Annotated in this window: 22 protein-coding genes; 7 read left to right on the forward strand and 15 right to left on the reverse strand. The window is 47.3% G+C overall.

What is annotated here, in order from left to right; translation table 11 throughout:
• Positions 1-28 precede the first annotated feature (28 nt).
• Entirely contained in the window at positions 29-196 is a 168-nt protein-coding gene (locus tag AC1DRQ_RS00665; protein ID WP_477421646.1) for a hypothetical protein, read from the reverse strand.
• 248 nt (positions 197-444) lie between these two features.
• On the opposite strand from AC1DRQ_RS00665, the gene AC1DRQ_RS00670 reads away from it, so the two are divergent.
• On the forward strand, positions 445-1341 hold the full coding sequence (locus AC1DRQ_RS00670) for a DMT family transporter (protein ID WP_477421648.1): 897 nt from the start codon (positions 445-447) through the stop codon (positions 1339-1341).
• A gap of 248 nt (positions 1342-1589) precedes the next feature.
• Here AC1DRQ_RS00670 and AC1DRQ_RS00675 read toward each other — a convergent pair whose 3' ends face one another.
• Positions 1590-2417, reverse strand: coding sequence for a polysaccharide deacetylase family protein (locus AC1DRQ_RS00675; protein ID WP_477421650.1), 828 nt, complete (start codon positions 2415-2417; stop codon positions 1590-1592).
• A 256-nt stretch (positions 2418-2673) separates the two neighbouring features.
• Between AC1DRQ_RS00675 and AC1DRQ_RS00680 the strand changes: the two genes are divergently transcribed.
• A complete protein-coding gene (locus AC1DRQ_RS00680) occupies positions 2674-3528 on the forward strand; it encodes a DUF808 domain-containing protein (RefSeq protein WP_477421652.1) in 855 nt (284 codons plus the stop codon).
• A gap of 447 nt (positions 3529-3975) precedes the next feature.
• Here AC1DRQ_RS00680 and AC1DRQ_RS00685 read toward each other — a convergent pair whose 3' ends face one another.
• Positions 3976-4698, reverse strand: coding sequence for a hypothetical protein (locus tag AC1DRQ_RS00685; protein ID WP_477421654.1), 723 nt, complete (start codon positions 4696-4698; stop codon positions 3976-3978).
• 356 nt (positions 4699-5054) lie between these two features.
• Here AC1DRQ_RS00685 and AC1DRQ_RS00690 point away from each other — a divergent pair, with 356 nt between their 5' ends.
• Both AC1DRQ_RS00690 and AC1DRQ_RS00695 read left to right on the forward strand, forming a co-directional pair.
• Positions 5055-5378 carry a hypothetical protein gene (locus tag AC1DRQ_RS00690; RefSeq protein ID WP_477421655.1) on the forward strand — a complete coding sequence of 108 codons (324 nt, stop codon included), beginning with the start codon at positions 5055-5057 and terminating at the stop codon, positions 5376-5378.
• 183 nt (positions 5379-5561) lie between these two features.
• Positions 5562-5684 carry a hypothetical protein gene (locus tag AC1DRQ_RS00695; protein WP_477421657.1) on the forward strand — a complete coding sequence of 41 codons (123 nt, stop codon included), beginning with the start codon at positions 5562-5564 and terminating at the stop codon, positions 5682-5684.
• A 26-nt stretch (positions 5685-5710) separates the two neighbouring features.
• Here the strand turns inward: AC1DRQ_RS00695 and AC1DRQ_RS00700 are convergent, their stop codons facing one another.
• The 7 genes from AC1DRQ_RS00700 to AC1DRQ_RS00730 form a co-directional block, all read right to left on the reverse strand.
• Positions 5711-6037 (reverse strand): nucleoside triphosphate pyrophosphohydrolase family protein, encoded by a 327-nt coding sequence (locus tag AC1DRQ_RS00700; RefSeq protein ID WP_429401519.1) that lies wholly within the window; start codon positions 6035-6037, stop codon positions 5711-5713.
• Between the two features lie 92 nt (positions 6038-6129).
• Positions 6130-6891: an SDR family NAD(P)-dependent oxidoreductase gene (locus AC1DRQ_RS00705; RefSeq protein ID WP_477421658.1), complete on the reverse strand. Its 762-nt coding sequence runs from the start codon at positions 6889-6891 to the stop codon at positions 6130-6132.
• Between the two features lie 71 nt (positions 6892-6962).
• On the reverse strand, positions 6963-7211 hold the full coding sequence (locus AC1DRQ_RS00710; RefSeq protein WP_477421659.1) for a hypothetical protein: 249 nt from the start codon (positions 7209-7211) through the stop codon (positions 6963-6965).
• A complete protein-coding gene (locus AC1DRQ_RS00715) occupies positions 7208-8305 on the reverse strand; it encodes a S1/P1 nuclease (RefSeq protein WP_477421661.1) in 1098 nt (365 codons plus the stop codon). Before AC1DRQ_RS00715 ends, AC1DRQ_RS00710 begins: the two co-directional genes overlap by 4 nt.
• Positions 8306-8357: 52 nt before the next feature.
• Positions 8358-8966, reverse strand: a complete 609-nt coding sequence (locus tag AC1DRQ_RS00720; RefSeq protein ID WP_477421663.1) for an alpha-ketoglutarate-dependent dioxygenase AlkB family protein — start codon at positions 8964-8966, stop codon at positions 8358-8360.
• Between the two features lie 3 nt (positions 8967-8969).
• Positions 8970-9464, reverse strand: a complete 495-nt coding sequence (locus AC1DRQ_RS00725) for a helix-hairpin-helix domain-containing protein (RefSeq protein ID WP_477421665.1) — start codon at positions 9462-9464, stop codon at positions 8970-8972.
• On the reverse strand, positions 9461-9733 hold the full coding sequence (locus tag AC1DRQ_RS00730; protein WP_429401511.1) for a hypothetical protein: 273 nt from the start codon (positions 9731-9733) through the stop codon (positions 9461-9463). The genes AC1DRQ_RS00725 and AC1DRQ_RS00730 overlap by 4 nt, the downstream gene beginning before the upstream one ends.
• Before the next feature lie 2 nt (positions 9734-9735).
• Here AC1DRQ_RS00730 and AC1DRQ_RS00735 point away from each other — a divergent pair, with 2 nt between their 5' ends.
• Positions 9736-10539 (forward strand): ImuA family protein, encoded by an 804-nt coding sequence (locus AC1DRQ_RS00735; RefSeq protein ID WP_477421667.1) that lies wholly within the window; start codon positions 9736-9738, stop codon positions 10537-10539.
• Positions 10540-10542: 3 nt separating this feature from the next.
• The gene (locus AC1DRQ_RS00740; protein ID WP_477421669.1) at positions 10543-12039 is read left to right on the forward strand and encodes a Y-family DNA polymerase; all 1497 of its coding nucleotides are present in this window, start codon (positions 10543-10545) and stop codon (positions 12037-12039) included.
• A gap of 164 nt (positions 12040-12203) precedes the next feature.
• Here AC1DRQ_RS00740 and AC1DRQ_RS00745 read toward each other — a convergent pair whose 3' ends face one another.
• From AC1DRQ_RS00745 to AC1DRQ_RS00765, 5 genes are all read right to left on the reverse strand, one after another.
• Positions 12204-12827 (reverse strand): uracil-DNA glycosylase family protein, encoded by a 624-nt coding sequence (locus AC1DRQ_RS00745; protein ID WP_477421671.1) that lies wholly within the window; start codon positions 12825-12827, stop codon positions 12204-12206.
• Between the two features lie 37 nt (positions 12828-12864).
• Positions 12865-13317 (reverse strand): hypothetical protein, encoded by a 453-nt coding sequence (locus tag AC1DRQ_RS00750; protein ID WP_477421673.1) that lies wholly within the window; start codon positions 13315-13317, stop codon positions 12865-12867.
• Positions 13318-13359: 42 nt separating this feature from the next.
• Complete coding sequence (locus AC1DRQ_RS00755) at positions 13360-14277, reverse strand: NADP-dependent oxidoreductase (RefSeq protein ID WP_477421675.1); 918 nt, start codon at positions 14275-14277, stop codon at positions 13360-13362.
• A gap of 137 nt (positions 14278-14414) precedes the next feature.
• Entirely contained in the window at positions 14415-14966 is a 552-nt protein-coding gene (locus AC1DRQ_RS00760) for a carboxymuconolactone decarboxylase family protein (protein WP_477421676.1), read from the reverse strand.
• Between the two features lie 29 nt (positions 14967-14995).
• Positions 14996-15613 (reverse strand): nitroreductase family protein, encoded by a 618-nt coding sequence (locus AC1DRQ_RS00765; RefSeq protein ID WP_477421678.1) that lies wholly within the window; start codon positions 15611-15613, stop codon positions 14996-14998.
• A 107-nt stretch (positions 15614-15720) separates the two neighbouring features.
• On the opposite strand from AC1DRQ_RS00765, the gene pdxR reads away from it, so the two are divergent.
• Positions 15721-17247 carry a MocR-like pyridoxine biosynthesis transcription factor PdxR gene (gene pdxR / locus AC1DRQ_RS00770; RefSeq protein ID WP_477421680.1) on the forward strand — a complete coding sequence of 509 codons (1527 nt, stop codon included), beginning with the start codon at positions 15721-15723 and terminating at the stop codon, positions 17245-17247.
• Positions 17248-17264 lie beyond the last annotated feature (17 nt).

Raw genomic sequence — 17264 nt, forward strand, 5'->3', positions numbered from 1 at the left:
TAACAATACAAAGTCAGGATAATCCGTTTTAAAACACCTTAGACCATGAACCTTCGCTGTTACTTTTCGTGATAGGCCTGATCGCCAGGGCAATGAACGCGGCTGCCGGATAGCGGTCATTCATAACCTTTCTAATGATGGTATAGGTTCGGGGACCGAGCGAAGCGGCTGCAGGCTGATGACTATGATAATCCAATTATTTTCTATATTTGCGATACCGGGAAACTTAACGGTCTGATACGATTATGCTGAACACAAGCTGTCTTCCTCCTCCAGTATCATTTTTATAGCTTAAAAGTTATATCATAATGGCCTGCGTGACCTTTTATTCAACCGGTCATGGCTTCTTATTGATGTAATTTTCACACCCATATTTATCCATTATATATTTATTAAATCCCTATCCGTCCATCAATGGACAGGAATGGACTACAGCTTCTAAAAATGAAACAAGCATATTTCAAATTACATATTGCGCTGATCCTTGCCGGCTTTACCGGGATATTCGGCAAATTGATCACTTTGAACGAGGGTCTAATCAGCTGGTACAGGTTATTTTTATCATCCATTATCATGATAATCTTCTTTGCCATCAAGCGTTCCATGTCATCCACCACCAGCCCCGACAAGTTCAAGATCGGTTTTACTGGTCTTTTACTTGGTCTCCATTGGCTATTGTTCTACGGAAGCATCAAATACTCCAATATCTCGGTCGGCGTGGTCTGTTTTGCACTGAGCAGCTTTTTCAACGCGGTGCTCGGACCGATAATTAATAAAAAACGTGTATCCTTTCAGGAGCTGTTCCTTAGCGGACTGACGCTTTGCGGTATCGCGCTGATATTCGGCATGGATGCTCATTATCGTACAGGAATTATCCTGGGCATTGTTTCTTCCATGTTTTCTGCATTGTACACCCTTTACAGTGAGCGTATTGTTAAACAGTATGAGGGTGGGACATTTTTGTTATGGCAGATGGTTGGGGGTTGTATCGGCCTGACGCTGGTCATGCCTTTATTTTTCCTGATCTCTCCAGCCGTATCCATAATCCCTTCGACGGCAGATTTCGGCTGGCTATTGGTATTGTCGTCTTTTTGCACGGTATTGATGTATTTTTTGATCAACAGTGCACTGAAGAAAATACCGTCCTTCACGGTAAGTCTAACCTTTAACCTGGAACCGTTGTACACCATCCTGCTTGCGATACTAATTTACAAGGAAGGACGTGAGCTATCATTGGCCTTTTATGCAGGTTTGTTATTAATAGTTAGTTCCCTATTGTTCCAGATGTACAGGCTGAGTAAGACACGAAAGGTCGAAGCGACAGTTGAAGATTGCAATTAATTTTGCAGGTAAATTTCATGGTCACTATAAACAAGGGGCTTCCTTTAGATAGAATGGAGGCCCCTTGTAATTACTCTGCTTTTCTATGATTTTAAGCCTATTATTACCATTTTGTCGGCAGGTAGGTAAAATTAAAAGGCTTCGGGAGCCTGTTAATGTGGCGGCGGATTGAGGGACCGCTATGTTTGGCTTATGATTAAAACGTTGTTTGTTGAGACTGATTGTAACATAACATTTGACACTAAATATTATAGAGGATTTTTCTTAGCGATATAATTCATGGCCTCCGAAAATGTGGTAACCCAATATTCATCTTCATGATTTTTTAAGTATTGTAAAAATGCTTTATGAGTCTCGGATGATATCTCAAATACCTGGCCGCCAACACCGTGAATCTGATATACGCCCATCCCCTTTGTTTGCCTGGCTTTCTCTGCAAAAGCGATGAGTTGTTCAAGTGTTGTATTTGTAAACACATGCCAGGATGGAACCTGCATCGTATTCAATGATTGGAAATTTGTTATTATACTATTTTCGTCTCCTCCGGCACGGGCATAAGTGATTAATCCCTTTTCCTTAATAATTTTTGAATAATCTTTACCTTCTACAAGAATATTATTGCATGGAAATGCAAAAGACCTCGACTTTCTCTTAGGGTCCAGCAGCGAAAGCATCCCGTTGTTAATCTCTATTTCTTTTATAATTTGATCAACCGTGTAATTATCAATAGCTAATGTTTTGTTCCAGCCAAGATTTTCCGGACAAGGATGAAACAAGGTATGATTAGCTAACTCGTGTCCTTGCAAGGCCACATTTGTCCATGCAAGAACTGATTCTGGTGTTTGTCCGATTTTGTTGGATTGCGAAGAGCCGTGAATGGAATTAAGGAAGAAAGTTGCTTTTAAATTAAAGCTATTTAATTGAGGGACAGCTGTTGAAAGCTGCGTTTCTAAGCCATCGTCATAAGTGAGGCATATAATAGCTTTTCTTGACCCGTCTTTAGTCGTTTGTTGCGAAAATGCGGTAAGGTAACTGACAAAAACTAATAAGTGAATTAATATGGTTGTCTTTTTCATTGCTCGTTTAAAATTAGATTACCTCAACGAAATTTAGGCAAAAAAAATCATCAAAGCGTTATTTGGAAACCTAATTTGAAATGTTGTACCTTAAGAAGGCAACAATTCTTGCAAAAACGATTAGGTTTAGAATTGTTAGGTCAAAGTGGATCATACTTCGAAAGATGAAAAAGGCATTGGCCATATTAACATTGGCATTGCAACTATCATCCTAATAATAATCTGTTAGTTTATATTTACAAGCTTACACTATCATATGGCATCTGGCTTTTTTGCGATTTTGGACGATATAGGTGCTTTGATGGATGATGTCGCGGTCGCTACTAAAATAGCATCGCGTAAAACTGCGGGTATTTTGGGTGACGACCTGGCCGTGAATGCGCAAAAAGCGACCGGTTTTCTGGCCTCACGGGAATTACCCGTGCTTTGGGCTATTACAAAAGGCTCTTTACTGAACAAACTGATCATTGTTCCCGTCGCTTTATTATTAAATGCGTTTTTTCCGGTAGCCGTTACCCTTATCCTGATTTTGGGCGGATTTTACCTGGCTTTTGAGGGTGTGGAGAAAATACTGGAATACTTTTTTCATCGTCCGGAAACAGGCCGGCAGGTAATTGCGGCCGGTGAACTAAACGATCAGCAGGCGGAGAAAGCAAAGGTCCGATCTGCAGTCACAACCGATTTTATTTTGTCCGTAGAGATCGTCATCATCGCGTTGGGATCCGTCGCGGAAAAAAGCCTGGCTATACAGATCATCACCGTTTCTGCTGTTGCACTGCTGGCAACCATTGGCGTTTATGGTTTTGTCGCGCTGATCGTCAGAATGGATGATACGGGCTTTAAGCTGATCAAAAATTCCGGTAATAAAGGTTTCTATGCGGGTTTTGGTGGCCTGTTGGTCAAGTCCTTACCGGTTATTATCAAAATCTTAAGTATTGTTGGGACGATAGCCTTGCTATTAGTGTCGGGTGGAATTTTCCGGCACAATATTGCCTGGTTGCACGAGTTATTTCCGGCTCTGCCCTCCATCATTATGGAGTTCGCGCTGGGTTTGGCGGCAGGACTGATCGTGGTTGGCCTTTGGAAAGGCGGCAGGAAAGTCTTTTGTTGATCGTGTAAAGTACGGCTGAAAGAATCCGCCCAGGGCAAAAATATTCATCCTTCATTTTAAAATCTGACATTACAAACAAAAACATTGCCGTGGAGTTCACGCGTACAAGGGTAATACAAAATCCTCCGGGATTTTTTTTGAATCCATAATTGTGTAAGATTCGTTATTCCCACGCCCCCGGAGCAGATCTATAAATGAATAACGAAAAATTGTCTTCAATTGAACCCCAAATTAAACTGATGAAATCTTACATTTCATCTTAATGCATTTAAGACTTACCACAAAGCATGAGAATTCGCCGGGTTCAGCCTACATCATAAACAGCTAAAAATAACATCTTCATTCCGGATTTTTAAGTTTCCATACAAAACTGATGCAGGGCTACTGTATAGATTGTTGAAGGCCAATCCACCGTCGTTTCGATATTTCTTCCTTTAGAGCTATAGGTTATTCGGTGTCTGTGTAAGCATAACCACCAATAAAGATTAGTGCATTATCTGGTTTTGCAGGCGAACCCTTGGCACCCAACGCAAAGGATGTTTTCACGACCCTGCCGTCATTATAAATGAATTCAATAGTGTGGCCGGATATCCGGTAAGTCCCGCCGGTTGATGACTTTTTCCATGCCGCAGCGTTTCCTGTTGAAATGCCTCCGTTGGTACCTTCGTTGAAATGGGTGCCATCTAACAAAGTAATTTTTTTAATAGTTAAAGCATTTAGACCGTTGCCATAGTCCCCACCACTAACTTTTTCATAAGCCGGCTTAAGTTTGATTGCACCTGTATAAGCATAGGCAGGGAACCAGTTGCCTTCGCCAAGTTCGTAATCATTAGTTTGTCCTTTACTGTTGGTCAGCAAAAATGTTTGGCCCTGTTTCTTCCAGGTGCCCCAAGCTTTAGGATGTTTATTTTTATCCTCCGCCATATTTAAACTTTCCAATGCCTCACCACCTGCTTCCCAATAATCACCGTTTTTGAATAGTACTACCGGCTCAAAAGTAATAGCCGCAGGATAGCCGCTTATGGCTCTAAAGTACCAGCCTTCAACGGCGGGGACTACCGATGAAGGCTGGTACTTTAGAGGTTTTTTTATCGCTGTGGCACCTGCATCTACATAACATGATACCATTGAGGTGATCACCAGGCCAATTAAAAATCTTCTTATTTTCATAATTCACTGATTTGATTAGTTATTTTTAACAATAACCGGTAATTAAAGTTTTTGGCATCGCCCCTTCCCGGACAACGACATAGTACTGAAGTCACAAATGCTCAGTCGATTAATATATAGCTACGTTGACCTTCACGGATGTTCTGCGCCTGGTGGTCTATTTTCAACCTGACATCATTCGTCAGATTTCTCTACGAAGTCCCTTATACGAAGACAGACCATGGGTGAAAGTCAAATTAGAGATAGATTTCCTGCCGGGTGGACATTTTCCGGTATATTGTCCAAACTGCTATACAGGGCATACATTTATGCAGTGCCAGAAGCGGCGTTGGCATGTTTTTGGTTAATAAAGAGGTATGAAACACTTTAACGAAAACGCTTCGGTGATCTTTACCGACCGGGATGGCCGGCAGATCGATACTTTTGTTGTGTTTGGAACTGATCCGGTAACCGGACTGACTCATATCAACTATGAGAACCTGCGCGTGCCGGCGTCACAGCTCAGCCTGCATGCGAAGACTATTGGAGATCACCACATGCCGCTTGAAGATGCGTTCAGCTTTGAATTGCTCCGTTTGCTGAAGGAAAAATATCGTGTGGCAGATAGGCAAAAGAGATCGCCTCAGCTAAAACCAACAGCAGCGGCAAAAAGGGTACACACAATGGCGAAGGCTTCCTGACGCATTGACCATTTAACACTTGCCATGCCTAAGCCTACCATCACGATAAACTAAGCAAAAAGCAGGTTAAAAAACAAAAAGCTCACTATTTGATAAGTTTGGGAGACTGGAGATTCTTGCTCAATGTGGAGAAACCAATCTCTTTAAACCCTCTTCGCGGATTTGCAAATACTTAATATTATTTTGGTTATCAGTTTCAAAGCGGAGGTGGCCAGCCTTGAAACCAAATTTTCCATAAATTGGACAGTGGTCATCATCGCGGTGATCCTGGGTATTGTTATTGGCTTTTGGTTAAGAGGCCGTTAAAGCGGTAAAGCACCTTCCTGACTCCTTTATTTTTTCAGTACTGTTTCCGTTTTGGATAAGAACAGTTCCAGCGCATCGGCAATATTCAGATCCATGCGTTCTGCCAGGATCGTCAGCCACCAGATACATTCGCCTAATTTATGCGCCAGTTCAGGTCGGGTATCGCCTCCTTTTGGCCAGCGACCCTGTTGCGACATCGTTAAACGGCCCACTAAACCCGCATCGGTCAGGAAGGCCAACGCATCCTCCTCTACGGTCCACTGACTGCCATGGTGGATAAGTTCCAGCTCATGGTATTGTTCCCTTATTTTTTTTGATCTTTCGACCACTTCGCTTATTGTTATATCGCTCATGGGTATTATGTTTTGAAGATTGGCCGATTCAAGCGGTCATCATTAGTTTTTGTTTTAAACAACCGGTTACAGATTCCAAGTGCGAATAACGCCTAATTTTCTGGAAAACGCACGCCGCTGATCTGCTCACATAAGTCCAAAAATTGCTCCTGGACGCCCGCATCATCAGCCTTTAACTGATAATGGGCTTCGCGCTGATGATGGAAATAACGGCCGCTCACCAGTGCTTCAGGCTCATTACTTGCCGCCAGCCACACCTGTGTCTGAAACCCTTGCTCTAAATTATCAGGCGCGCCCGCACCACCCATTTTGGTAGGCACCCAGCCCGGGTCAAGCGCATTGGCATAGACACCGGCCCAATTCCTGGCGGCGGCTTTCGCTAAGATCAGCCCGTGCAGTTTAGAATCGGAATAACTCGCCCGGGGCTGGTCGCCCTGCAAGCCTTTTAGCGAAGGGTCGCCTGATAGGTGCATACCTGAACTCAAATAGATCAGGCGTTTTGGTGGATGGATCAGGCAGGTCAGGATATAGGGTGCAATGGTGTTTACCGCCAGCAGCAGCGGCAGGCCTTCGGCACCAATTGCATGGCCGGTCACCCGGTAAACACCCGCGTTGTGAATGATGGCGTCGAAACTACCTATTTGGTTAACCTCGGCTGCCAGCCGTTTGGTCTCTTCCATACTCGACAGGTCTGCGGCCAGTGCAGCCTCCGCCCCGGGAACTTTGGTTAAGGCTTCTTTTGCACGTTTTTCATTACGGGCATGCAGTACGACCTGATGGCCTTGTTCCACTAATTCCCTTGCCGCCATTTGTCCTAAACCGTCGGCAGAGCCTGTTATAAATATCCTTGCCATTATGTTCAACTTTATGTAATTGAACAATTTTCCTTACTTGCAGTTTGCCCCCGGTGATTTTAGCGCCGGAGTTAATGGCTAAGCTGGGCCAGCTTTTCAGCAACCGCCCGGAGCAGGTGTACATTGATCTTGGCTGTTGTAGCAGGTTGTTCGGGGTTGGCGAGCGCCCGGTAACCGCCTTCTTCATCCGGCTCAAAGGTAAAAGTGGTTTCACCGATCAGCACGGCGATAAGGTGGGTATAACCCCACCGCTCGAAACGTGCTTTAAACTCATGTTCGGTGCCCTGATAAGTAACGGTTATGATAAACGGTTCGTTCATAATCCAAATTTGATCTTGCCCGGGTCGGTGACAATGATCTCGGGTTTACCTTTGTAGTCGATCACTTCGCCTTCCACGGTGATCGTTTTGTTTTCCATTTGATTACCCAGTTCCCTGGCTTTGCCTTTCAGGGCAATGGTCAGTAGCTGGTTGGGATATGCTGCGCCTAAATTCACCAGTACCATACTGCCGATATCCCGGCTGCTGTAAACTTTGCCCTGGGTGTTCACGGTTTTGCCGATAGCGCTTTTTACATCTTCGAGTTTAACAGTTACGACAGTAATAGGACCGGTGCTGGTTGTCGGGGCCGTAGTGATCACCGGTGCTGCAGCGGTATTGAATAATTTATTCAGCTCACCTGCTAAACGGATAGCGGACTGGTCGATACGTTTGCGGGTTACTATGATATATTTTTGGTAATAAGCCTCATCGACCTCTTGTCCGGGTTTGGTGTTGGCGTATAGTTCGCTGCTGATCTGGTAACTTTCCCAGATCCATTCCATTGGACTGTCAGCCTGCCATTGTTTGATCTGGGCAGGAGTTGCCACATCATAAGTTTTAGCGATATCTGCTTCGCTCAATCCTTCATGGTCGATCAGCTTACTGTCCCACAGGCTGTGCAGATTCGTGCCTTTATGATCGAAACGTACCTGTATGGTATTGCCGCCTTTATCTTCCTTCCGGCTGATATGCATCGGCTGGTGCGCGTCCCCAACCAGATGGATCAGGTATTTTAACGCTTCATTCTTCTGATCGGCGCTCAGGGTTTGGTCTTTCAAAGTAGCTTCCGTTTTCAGGATCGCGGTATATACGTTATTGTCGCTTTGTAGTACGGTTTGTACGAATTGTTCATGCGATAAACCTAATGGCAAGTTCAGAAAGTGCCACGGCGCGGTTTTGCGATTTCTGTTTTCGTCTGCCCAGGTAGCCACATCAGCCATGCCTTCACCTTTCAGGTAGGCGGAAACGACATAAGCGGTATTGCTGGTCAGGTGTTTTTGCGCGATGGTCGCCACAGCGCGGTGACCTTTAAAACCCCAGGAAATCAGTGTGATCGAAGCGCCTAACAGGCAAAAATTAAACAGTTTCTTCATGTTGCTAATATAAACGGCGGATGGTTTTAAAATCAATATTGTTGGTAAAATATTAAAGGACTAAGCGGAAAGTGAGGTTAACCCTGGCTTTCATCGGTTTGATTGATTTGGCGATCCGGTGCTCCCAGTGTTCCTGCAGGCCGGGCTTCATCAGCAGAAAGGAGCCGTGTTCGAGTTTGACAGCATAATGTTCGCTATGGTTTTGTTTATTACGGATATCAAAACTGCGTACCTGCCCGAAGCTGACGGAGGCGATGATGGGGTTTTTGCCTAACACGCTTTCACGGTCGCTGTGCCAGGCAACGGAATCATTGCCGTCGCGGTAATAATTGAGCAGCACACTGTTGAATTTAATGTGGGCTAGTTGTTCGACTTTTTCTTTGAGCATTAACAATTCCGGTGTCCAGGGATTGGGGTTGGAGATTTTACCCGATACGGAATAGGCTGTACCAGGATCCCCATGCCAGGAAGTAAGCCGGGGTGTCAAATATTCCTTATCCCACATTTTTTGGGTGGATTGTTTCCAGGGTGTTGCTGTGATGAATTTCTGCAACAGATCGTTGCCGGTTTCCTCATCAATAAAGCCTGGATAGTATTCCAATAGTGTATTGGGCAATCCCTTGCTCTGTCCTGCTTCTGCAAAAAAACTTAGCTGTTCCATGTTTTAATCCCGTTGATAGGCCTTCATTTTCGGATATTTTTTATCGCTGTACCAGGGCTTTTGGGGCCGGTTCGCGGGGAAGCCATGTTGTTCGCGGTAAGCTTTACGTTCGGCGGTGAAATGCCACCAGCGCTTACTGTCGTCGCGGTTTTCGATATAATGGACGAGCAGGCGGTAGGAATCCTCTACGCAAGAATCGGCCCAGGTGCCACAATGCTGTTCAAAAGCGTCAAAAAGTGCTGCCGCGGTTTTTCCCTGGAGTTGATCGAAATGATAATTACCCTGGCTGATGAGCTCTTTGGCAAAGTTGATACCGAGCGAGGGTATACTTTGAAATGCGGCGAGGGCGTTCAATTCCCTGGGGCGTTCGGGGCCGGCTTCTATGAGGGCAGCGATCTCGTCCGGCGCGTAATCGGGTAACAGCTTTTGGCTGATCTTTTTGGCTTTTAGCAATTGCTTTTCCGGCATGGTCAGCCGGTAGTTAATCGTTTTTTTCATAACCTTTCTACATAATTGATAATAAAATCCGCAAGCTGTTCCTGTTCTCCGATAGATAATAAGTCACCGTCATAGATCCAGTAACCCCGGGCATCGAACAGGATACAGCCGAGTTCGTCCGGGTCTTCGTCAAAGGCGGTACACAGCCGGTAGCATTGCGCTGCTTTGGAGTGGAAGCGGTCGGGTATGATCCTGATCACTTCATCCGGTCCATTTTTGCGCCTGACAAAGGCTTTGGCCTCGCGGGTTAAATAGCTGTTGGCGGTCATATTTGATCACTTTAAAAATAATTTTCAAATATAAACAAAATGCTAATATTTTTAGTATTAGTTTTGTAGTCCATGATTTAAAGATGCCGGAAAGTAAAGCCCATATCATCAGCGAGCTGCGCAAAAACTTGTTGCAATGGGAAGGCTATAAGCCGCCGGTTACGGGTGCGCGCTCAATGATCGGTCTGGGCCCGTTGGAAGCGGCTTTTCCCAATGGAGTGTTCCCGGTGGCGGCGGTACACGAACTGGTTTGCGGTTCCAGTGAACAGGCGGCGGCCGGCGGCGGTTGGGTGACAGGTATCCTGTCGGCGCTGTTGCAGCAGGGTGGTATCTGTGTCTGGATCGGGCGGGCGCGGCGTTTGTTCGCGCCGGCGCTGGCGGCTTTCGGGGTGGCGCCGCATCAGGTGATCTTTATCAGTTTGGCGAAAGACAAGGACGCGCTTTGGGTGATGGAAGAGGCGTTGAAATGTACCGGGCTGAAAGCGGTTGTTTGCGAGGTGCGGGAACTCAATTTCAAGCAATCCCAGCGACTTGCTTTAGCGGTGGAGCAAAGCCGGGTAACGGGTTTTGTGCTGCGGAACGCTTCCGGTAAATTGAGTTCAACGGCCTGCGCGGCGCGCTGGCGGGTGAAATCCTTACCGAGCGCGGATTTAGGGGACTTGCCGGGTTTGGGTTTCCTGCGCTGGCAGGTGGAATTGTTAAAAGTACGTAACGGGCAGCCGGGTCAATGGGTGCTGGAATGGCAGGACGGGCGTTTTGTGCCGGTCGAACAGGTTTTGATATTGGAAGAAAGGCAGGTAGGGTGAGCGATGCAAAAGCGTTTTATGGCGATCTGGTTCCGGCATTTGCTGACGGACGAGCTGGCGTTCCGCCGGCAGGAGCTGCGGGCGCTGCCTTTTGTACTGGCCGCGCCGGTCAAGAACCGGGTTGTGATTACGGCAGCCAGCGCTTTAGCGGAACAGCAGGGCGCTTTTACGGGTATGGCGGTGGCCGATGCACGGGCGGCGGTGCCGGAACTGGTGGTGATCGATGCTACGCCGGGTAAAGCGGCGCAATTACTGCGGCTGTTGGGTTTGGGCTGTATCCGTTACAGCCCCATTGTGGCAGTCGACCTGCCGGACGGCTTGCTGTTAGATATATCAGGCTGCGCCCATCTCTGGGGCGGCGAACGGGGCTATTTAAAAGAAATCGTTTTGAAATTAAGGGCGGCGGGCTTTGATGCGCGGGCGGCGATAGCCGATACGCCGGGTGCGGCCTGGGCGGTGTCGCGTTTTGCGCGGGTATCGCCTATCGTTCCTATTGGCGGGCAAACGCCGGTACTGGCCGGATTACCGCCGGCGGCTTTGCGGCTGGACGTTGGGGTGCTGGAACTGCTGCAAAAGCTGGGCTTCCGCACCATCGGGCCCATGCTCACGATGCCTTCGCCTACTTTGCGGCGGCGGTTTGGTTCGGCACTGTTATTACGGATCGACCAGGCACTGGGGCGGGCGGAGGAGGTGTTGGTGCCTATCGTGCCGCCGGTACCTTATGTGGAGCGGCTGCCCTGCCTGGAGCCGATCAAAACGGCGGTGGGGATCGGGATCGCTATTGAAAAATTATTAACGGATTTGTGTCTGCGGCTACAGGCTGAGGGCAAAGGGCTGCGTAAAGCGGTGCTGAAATGTGTGCGGGTGGACGGGCGCACGGTGCAGGCTGGCATTACGACCAACCGTGGTTCGCATAGTGTTTCACATTTGCTAAAACTGTTTGATTTGCAGGTCGCGAAGATCGAACCGGCTTTGGGCATTGAATTGTTCATACTGGAAGCGCTGAAAGTAGAGGACATGGAAACGGTGCAGGAGCAGCTGTGGGTGGTTGACCGCGGGCTGGCGGATACGGCGCTGGCGGAGTTGCTCGACCGCGTGGCAGGCAGGGTTGGTGCGGAAGCTATCCGGCGCTATCTGCCGGCGGAGCATTACTGGCCCGAACGTTCAGTCAAAGTGGCGGCATCGCTGACGGAAGAACCGGCGACGGCCTGGCCGGAGCAATTACGCCCGATGCGTTTGTTAACCGAGCCTGAACCCATCGAAGTCATGGCGCTGGTGCCGGATAATCCCCCGAAAACATTTACTTATAAGGATAAACGACATCGTATTATCAAAGCCGACGGGCCGGAACGCATCGGGCGGGAATGGTGGCAGGACAGCGGCGAGCACCGGGATTATTATGTGGTGGAGGACAGCGAGGGGCAGCGCTATTGGGTGTTCCGTTCGGGGCATTATGACGGTGGGGACGCGCGCTGGTATTTACACGGGTATTTTGCTTAAGGGTATTCGGTAGAAACTAATAAGGGTAATCGTTTTAAATGCAGAGTGCAAAAAATACAAAACGGCCTTTAAAATGTCTTAAAGGCCGTTTTGTACACCCACCTGTGTGCTTCTCGAACCACTTTATGGATGATTTGAGGAAATTGGCGACGGTATTGAGGTAATTATAATTTCAGTGAGGTATTGCTTAATTCGTTGTCATCCAGAAGTGATATTACTTTTTCCTGTAACACTTGTATTAAACTATCCTTAAACCACTTGTTTTTCTTTTGCCAAATGTTATTCCGTGGAGATGGGTGCGGCAATGGAATATAATTTGGCAGGTATTCCTTGTAGTTTTTTACTGTTTCTGTTAGGGTAATTTTAGCAGTGTTTTTCAAATAGTAGTTCTGGGCATATTGTCCGATCAATAAGGTCAATTTTATCTCTGTCATCGCATTTAGAACGTGTTGATGCCATAAGGGCGCACATTCTGGTCTTGGGGGCAAGTCGCCTGATTTTCCACTGCCCGGAAAACAAAAGCCAATCGGGATCAGTGCAAAAATCTTTTCATTATAAAATGTTTGTTTGTCGACCCCTAACCATGCTCTTAAATTGTTACCGCTGGCATCATCCCACGGAATGCCACTATCCTGAACTTTCTGCCCTGGAGCCTGACCTATTATTACAATTTTTGAGACATTGTTCGCTTGAATAATCGGTCTTGGAACATTAGGCAAAAAACCTTTGCAAACCATACAGTTTCTAATTTCTGAAAGTATTTTGTCCATTTTAAGGTAGGTGCGCATATATCATTTTATCTAATTCCCGATGAGTTAATAGCCATTATAAGAAATTGGTACCGGTAGTTACCAGGCGCTGGGAGAAAAGCATAAGTAAATGAATAAGCGTTCGCATCATTTCATTCCTGTATAAGTCTGTTTTGTTACTTTCATCCAGCATACATTCAAAAATTTCTTTTACGCGCCATTCCTGATGCCGGCTAATAAGAAACATCACCGGAAGTCCAGGTTTGAACAGTTCCAATTGCTCAGATAACATACTGGTTTCTTTGTTAAGAAGCCCTTTTGCAAAACAGATTTCATAACCCGAAACATTTTTAGTGATTGTGGATTTTTGAACTGTATTTGAAAAACTTAATATAGCATTAGCTTTACCAACGGTAAAGCTAATGCTAAAGAGTGTGTTGGATTTTACACCAGGGGACAATCCTGATTTCTGATTTATATCAGCGCTGATACGAAACACGTGAAGATCGAAATCGTCTTTTTCTGTCATAGAAATTTATGTTTGTATGATAAATATAAATGGAGATCAAGCTTACGGGCGAACGCGTACAATCGTCTTACCCTTGACCCGATCGGGCGAGTTATAGGCAGCGACCGCATCGTCAAGCGATACGATGTTGCCGGTGTTCGTTTTCAAATGTCCGTCCCGGAACCGTTGCACGATCTCATTCAGTTGAGCGCGATTGGCTTCTACGACAAAGTCAATTTGCTGAATGCCCTCGGCTTGTTCCTCATTCCAGCCGGTAATGGTCACGAACCTTCCTCCGGCGCGGATTACACCCAGGGAACGCTTCGCGATGTCGCCGCCGAGGACATCAAAGACCAGATCGACCTGTCCAATATTTTCTAAGGTATCAGTATCGAGGTCAACGAACTCATTTGCACCGAAATCGAGCGCAACTTCACGGTGAGCAGCGCGCCCGGTGCCGATTACATACGCGCCGGCCTGGCGCGCGAGTTGAACGGCCATCGAACCGACGATACCAGCCGCCCCATGTACGAGGACGCTTTGCCCTGACTGCAGCTGGCCGTGATCGAAAAGTGCCTGCCATGCGGTTAAGCCCGGCATCACGAGGGCAGAGCCATCATTGAAATCGACATCGTCCGGTAATGGTGCAAGGTTGCGCGCCTCAATGGCCACGTACTCTGCAAGCGAGCCGTTGCGATACCAATCCTGAAGGCCAAACACCCGTTGTCCCACCGACAATCCTGTCGTACCATAGCCAAGTGATGTTACCACTCCGGCCAGTTCGTGGCCGGGGACCGACGGCGTCCGGTCATGGTCAGCGCGATCGGTCCATGTCGACGGCCACGACAGCTCGTCCCCGGTAATACTGGCCGCATAAACCTGAACAATGACATCGTTTATAGCCGCCGGCGGCTCGGGCAACTCCACCAGTTTCATCCCGGCTAATCCCGCATCCTGGTCTGTTACAATAATTGCTTTCATAATACATCTCCTTTTTTGTTGATCAGCAAACACTTACTTAAGGAAGTAATGTTGCTGGACATTAGTTTTTCTATTTTTCTAATTTTTAGCGTTAATCCGTATCATAAACCATCCAGGCATTCCCGGAGATTACTTTGCTATAGTGAGATCGAGCCGGCAGGCAATACCGGCGGAAAATCCTTTTCAGGATCAGACACGTTATTGATAAAATTGGTGAGGGAGTACATGGCCACCAGGCCAACGATCTCCATGATGTTTGCATCTGTGTAGCCGGCATCCCGTACTGCAGTAAAATCTGCATCGCTAACTTTGCCGCGGGTCTCGATCACTTTTTTCGCAAACTGAACGGCTGCATCACGCTTCGGGTCGGTTGCGTGGCCCATACGGGCCAGAATGACCTCATCGGCCTCCAATTTGGCCATATGCTTAGCTGTATAGCTATGAACAGTCAGGCAGTAGTTGCAACCATTGACTTCAGATACAGCTAGGCCGATGCTATCGCGTGTCTTCACATCGAGCGCTTTGGTCATGACGCTGAACAGGGCAGCCCATGCGTTGAACGCGATTGGGCTCGCGGCGAAGGTCGCCATCATATTTGGCGTGAACCCGATGTTCCTGGTGAAGGCATCAAGGGTCGGTTTTGAATCAGCCGGCACATGCTCCGGCTTAAGCGCTTCAATTCTAGGCATTGTAGGGTCTTTTAGTTTTATTTTAATAATTATACCAAATCCAGTATTTCAGTAACCGGACGACGGGGCTTCTGCTTCCAGTTCCCAGGGCGTTCCTTGCCTATGGATAAAAGCAAGACCGGTATTTCGTTTTCAGCCAGGCCGAACTCACGGGCCACATCTTCGGCATCAAAACCGATCATCGGCGTCGAACCCAGGTCCAGCGAGCGGGCGGCATACATTATTGCTGCGGCACCGAAGCTGGCGGTGCGTACAGCCTCGTCGCGCTGACGCTGCGGGTACTCCATGTACAGATCGCGCGCAGGGATTTCCCAATCCGGCACCATAGCTGCCGGCATGACGCCAGCAGCTACCAAAGGAGCCAGACGCTCGGGTATAACACTGGAATCGGCTAACTGGCCGACAACAATGAAAGTAACAGATGCCTCGGTGATCGCAGGCTGGTGCCAGGCGATCGGACTAAGTTTAGCCTTCGCTTCATGCGAACGTACGGCTATGAAGCGCCAGTTCTGTAAGTGGAAAGATGTGGGTGCGCTGGTGCCAATTCGCACCAGTTCACTGATTTCGTCGTCGCTCAGCGTAGCGGCTGGGTCGTAGTACTTGGCGGCGCTACGGCCAAGGATCGTGTCAATGACAGCGTTGGTCATAATTTTAATATTAAAGTTGAACAATGATTTTTTAAATAACAGGATAAAATTATGATGCTATTTGGATACCTTAGTGGACCAGATTTGAAAAGTTTAGGGAACCAGTTATGATTCAGAAATTTCTTGACATTTCATTAAAAAAGGGAGGAAACCATCGTCCTTTGTACCAGCAGCTGGAATCGGAAATTATTCAGTTGATCTGTCGCGGAACTTTGAAACCTGGGCAGCTACTCCCATCTTCGAGAGAACTGGCACAAAGCCTGAAACTTAGTCGTAAAACAGTGGTGGCGACCTACGACGAGTTGAATGCGCAGGGCTGGGTGGAAACCAGGGACAGAAGTGGCGTTTATGTTTCCGGCCAGCTGCCTCATAGTTCAGATCCTACCATCAAAAAAAACAGCCGAAAATTGAACCTAAACCGGCAGCCGGGTTATCCATTGATCACTAAAGCAGGTTCAGATAAACCTCACCTGACAAATCCCAATATGGATAACGATGCTCCGGGAACGCCGGTACCACTTTACCGGATCGATGACGGTTTTCCTGATCCCAGGATAGCACCTATTCAGCAGATAATGCGGGAGTTCAGAAGATTTGGGAAGGGCCACTTAACAGATCGGTTTTTAATGTATGGCCCTGAGCAGGGTTCTTATCGTCTCCGGGTCGAACTCGCTAAATTTTTAAACCGGACTCGGGGGCTGCAGGTCACTGAAAACGAGATACTCATAACTAAGGGGACGCAGATGGCGATCTATCTGACCGCGCAGTTGCTTATCCGCCCCGGAGACACGGTATTTGTACCGGAACCCGGCTATAGGGATGCGAATCAGACCTTTAAAATGGCAGGAGCCAACCTGGTATTCATTCCGGTTGATAAGGAAGGCATGGACGTGGACAGGATCGAGCAATTATGTAAAAAGAAGGCACCCAGAATGATCTATATTATCCCGCATCACCACCGGCCCACTACGGTTACCCTGAGCGCAGAGCGGCGCATGCGGCTGATGAACCTGGCCTCCAAATACGGATTTGCATTGCTTGAAGACGATTATGATTTTGATTATCACTTTACAAGCGATCCGCTTTTTCCCTTAGCAAGTATGGATACGGGTAGACATGTTATTTATGCGGGTTCCTTTTGTAAAAGTATTGCGCCCGGTATCCGGATCGGGTTTATGGTCGCCCCGGAAGTAGTCATCAACGAAGCCGCCGCGATCCGTAAATTAATAGACCGGCAAGGCGAACGGTTACTGGAAGAGGCAATCGCTGAACTTTTGAGCACGGGTGAAATTTCCCGGCATCTTAAAAAGTCGCGCAAGATCTATCAGGAGCGGTTAGAAAACACTTGCCGCTTGCTTCGGGAGCAATTGGGGGATTATTTAACGTTTGACCGGCCCAACGGCGGGTTAGCTATCTGGGCAGCCTACAAAAAAGGTATAAGTGCCAAAACAGTTGCCCTGAATGCAGGAAAGCTGGGACTAAATATCAGCGACGGCAGTAATTATTTTTTTCAGCCTGATATTGCTATGTCAAATGATTTCATACGCATAGGTTTTTGCTCTCTAAACGAAACTGAAATGGCCGGCGCTATTGGTACATGGAATCAGGCGCTATCTTCGTCTATTGCAAAATGATCAGTACCAATTACCAA

The organism is Mucilaginibacter sp. P4_E8 (genome assembly GCF_056401495.1).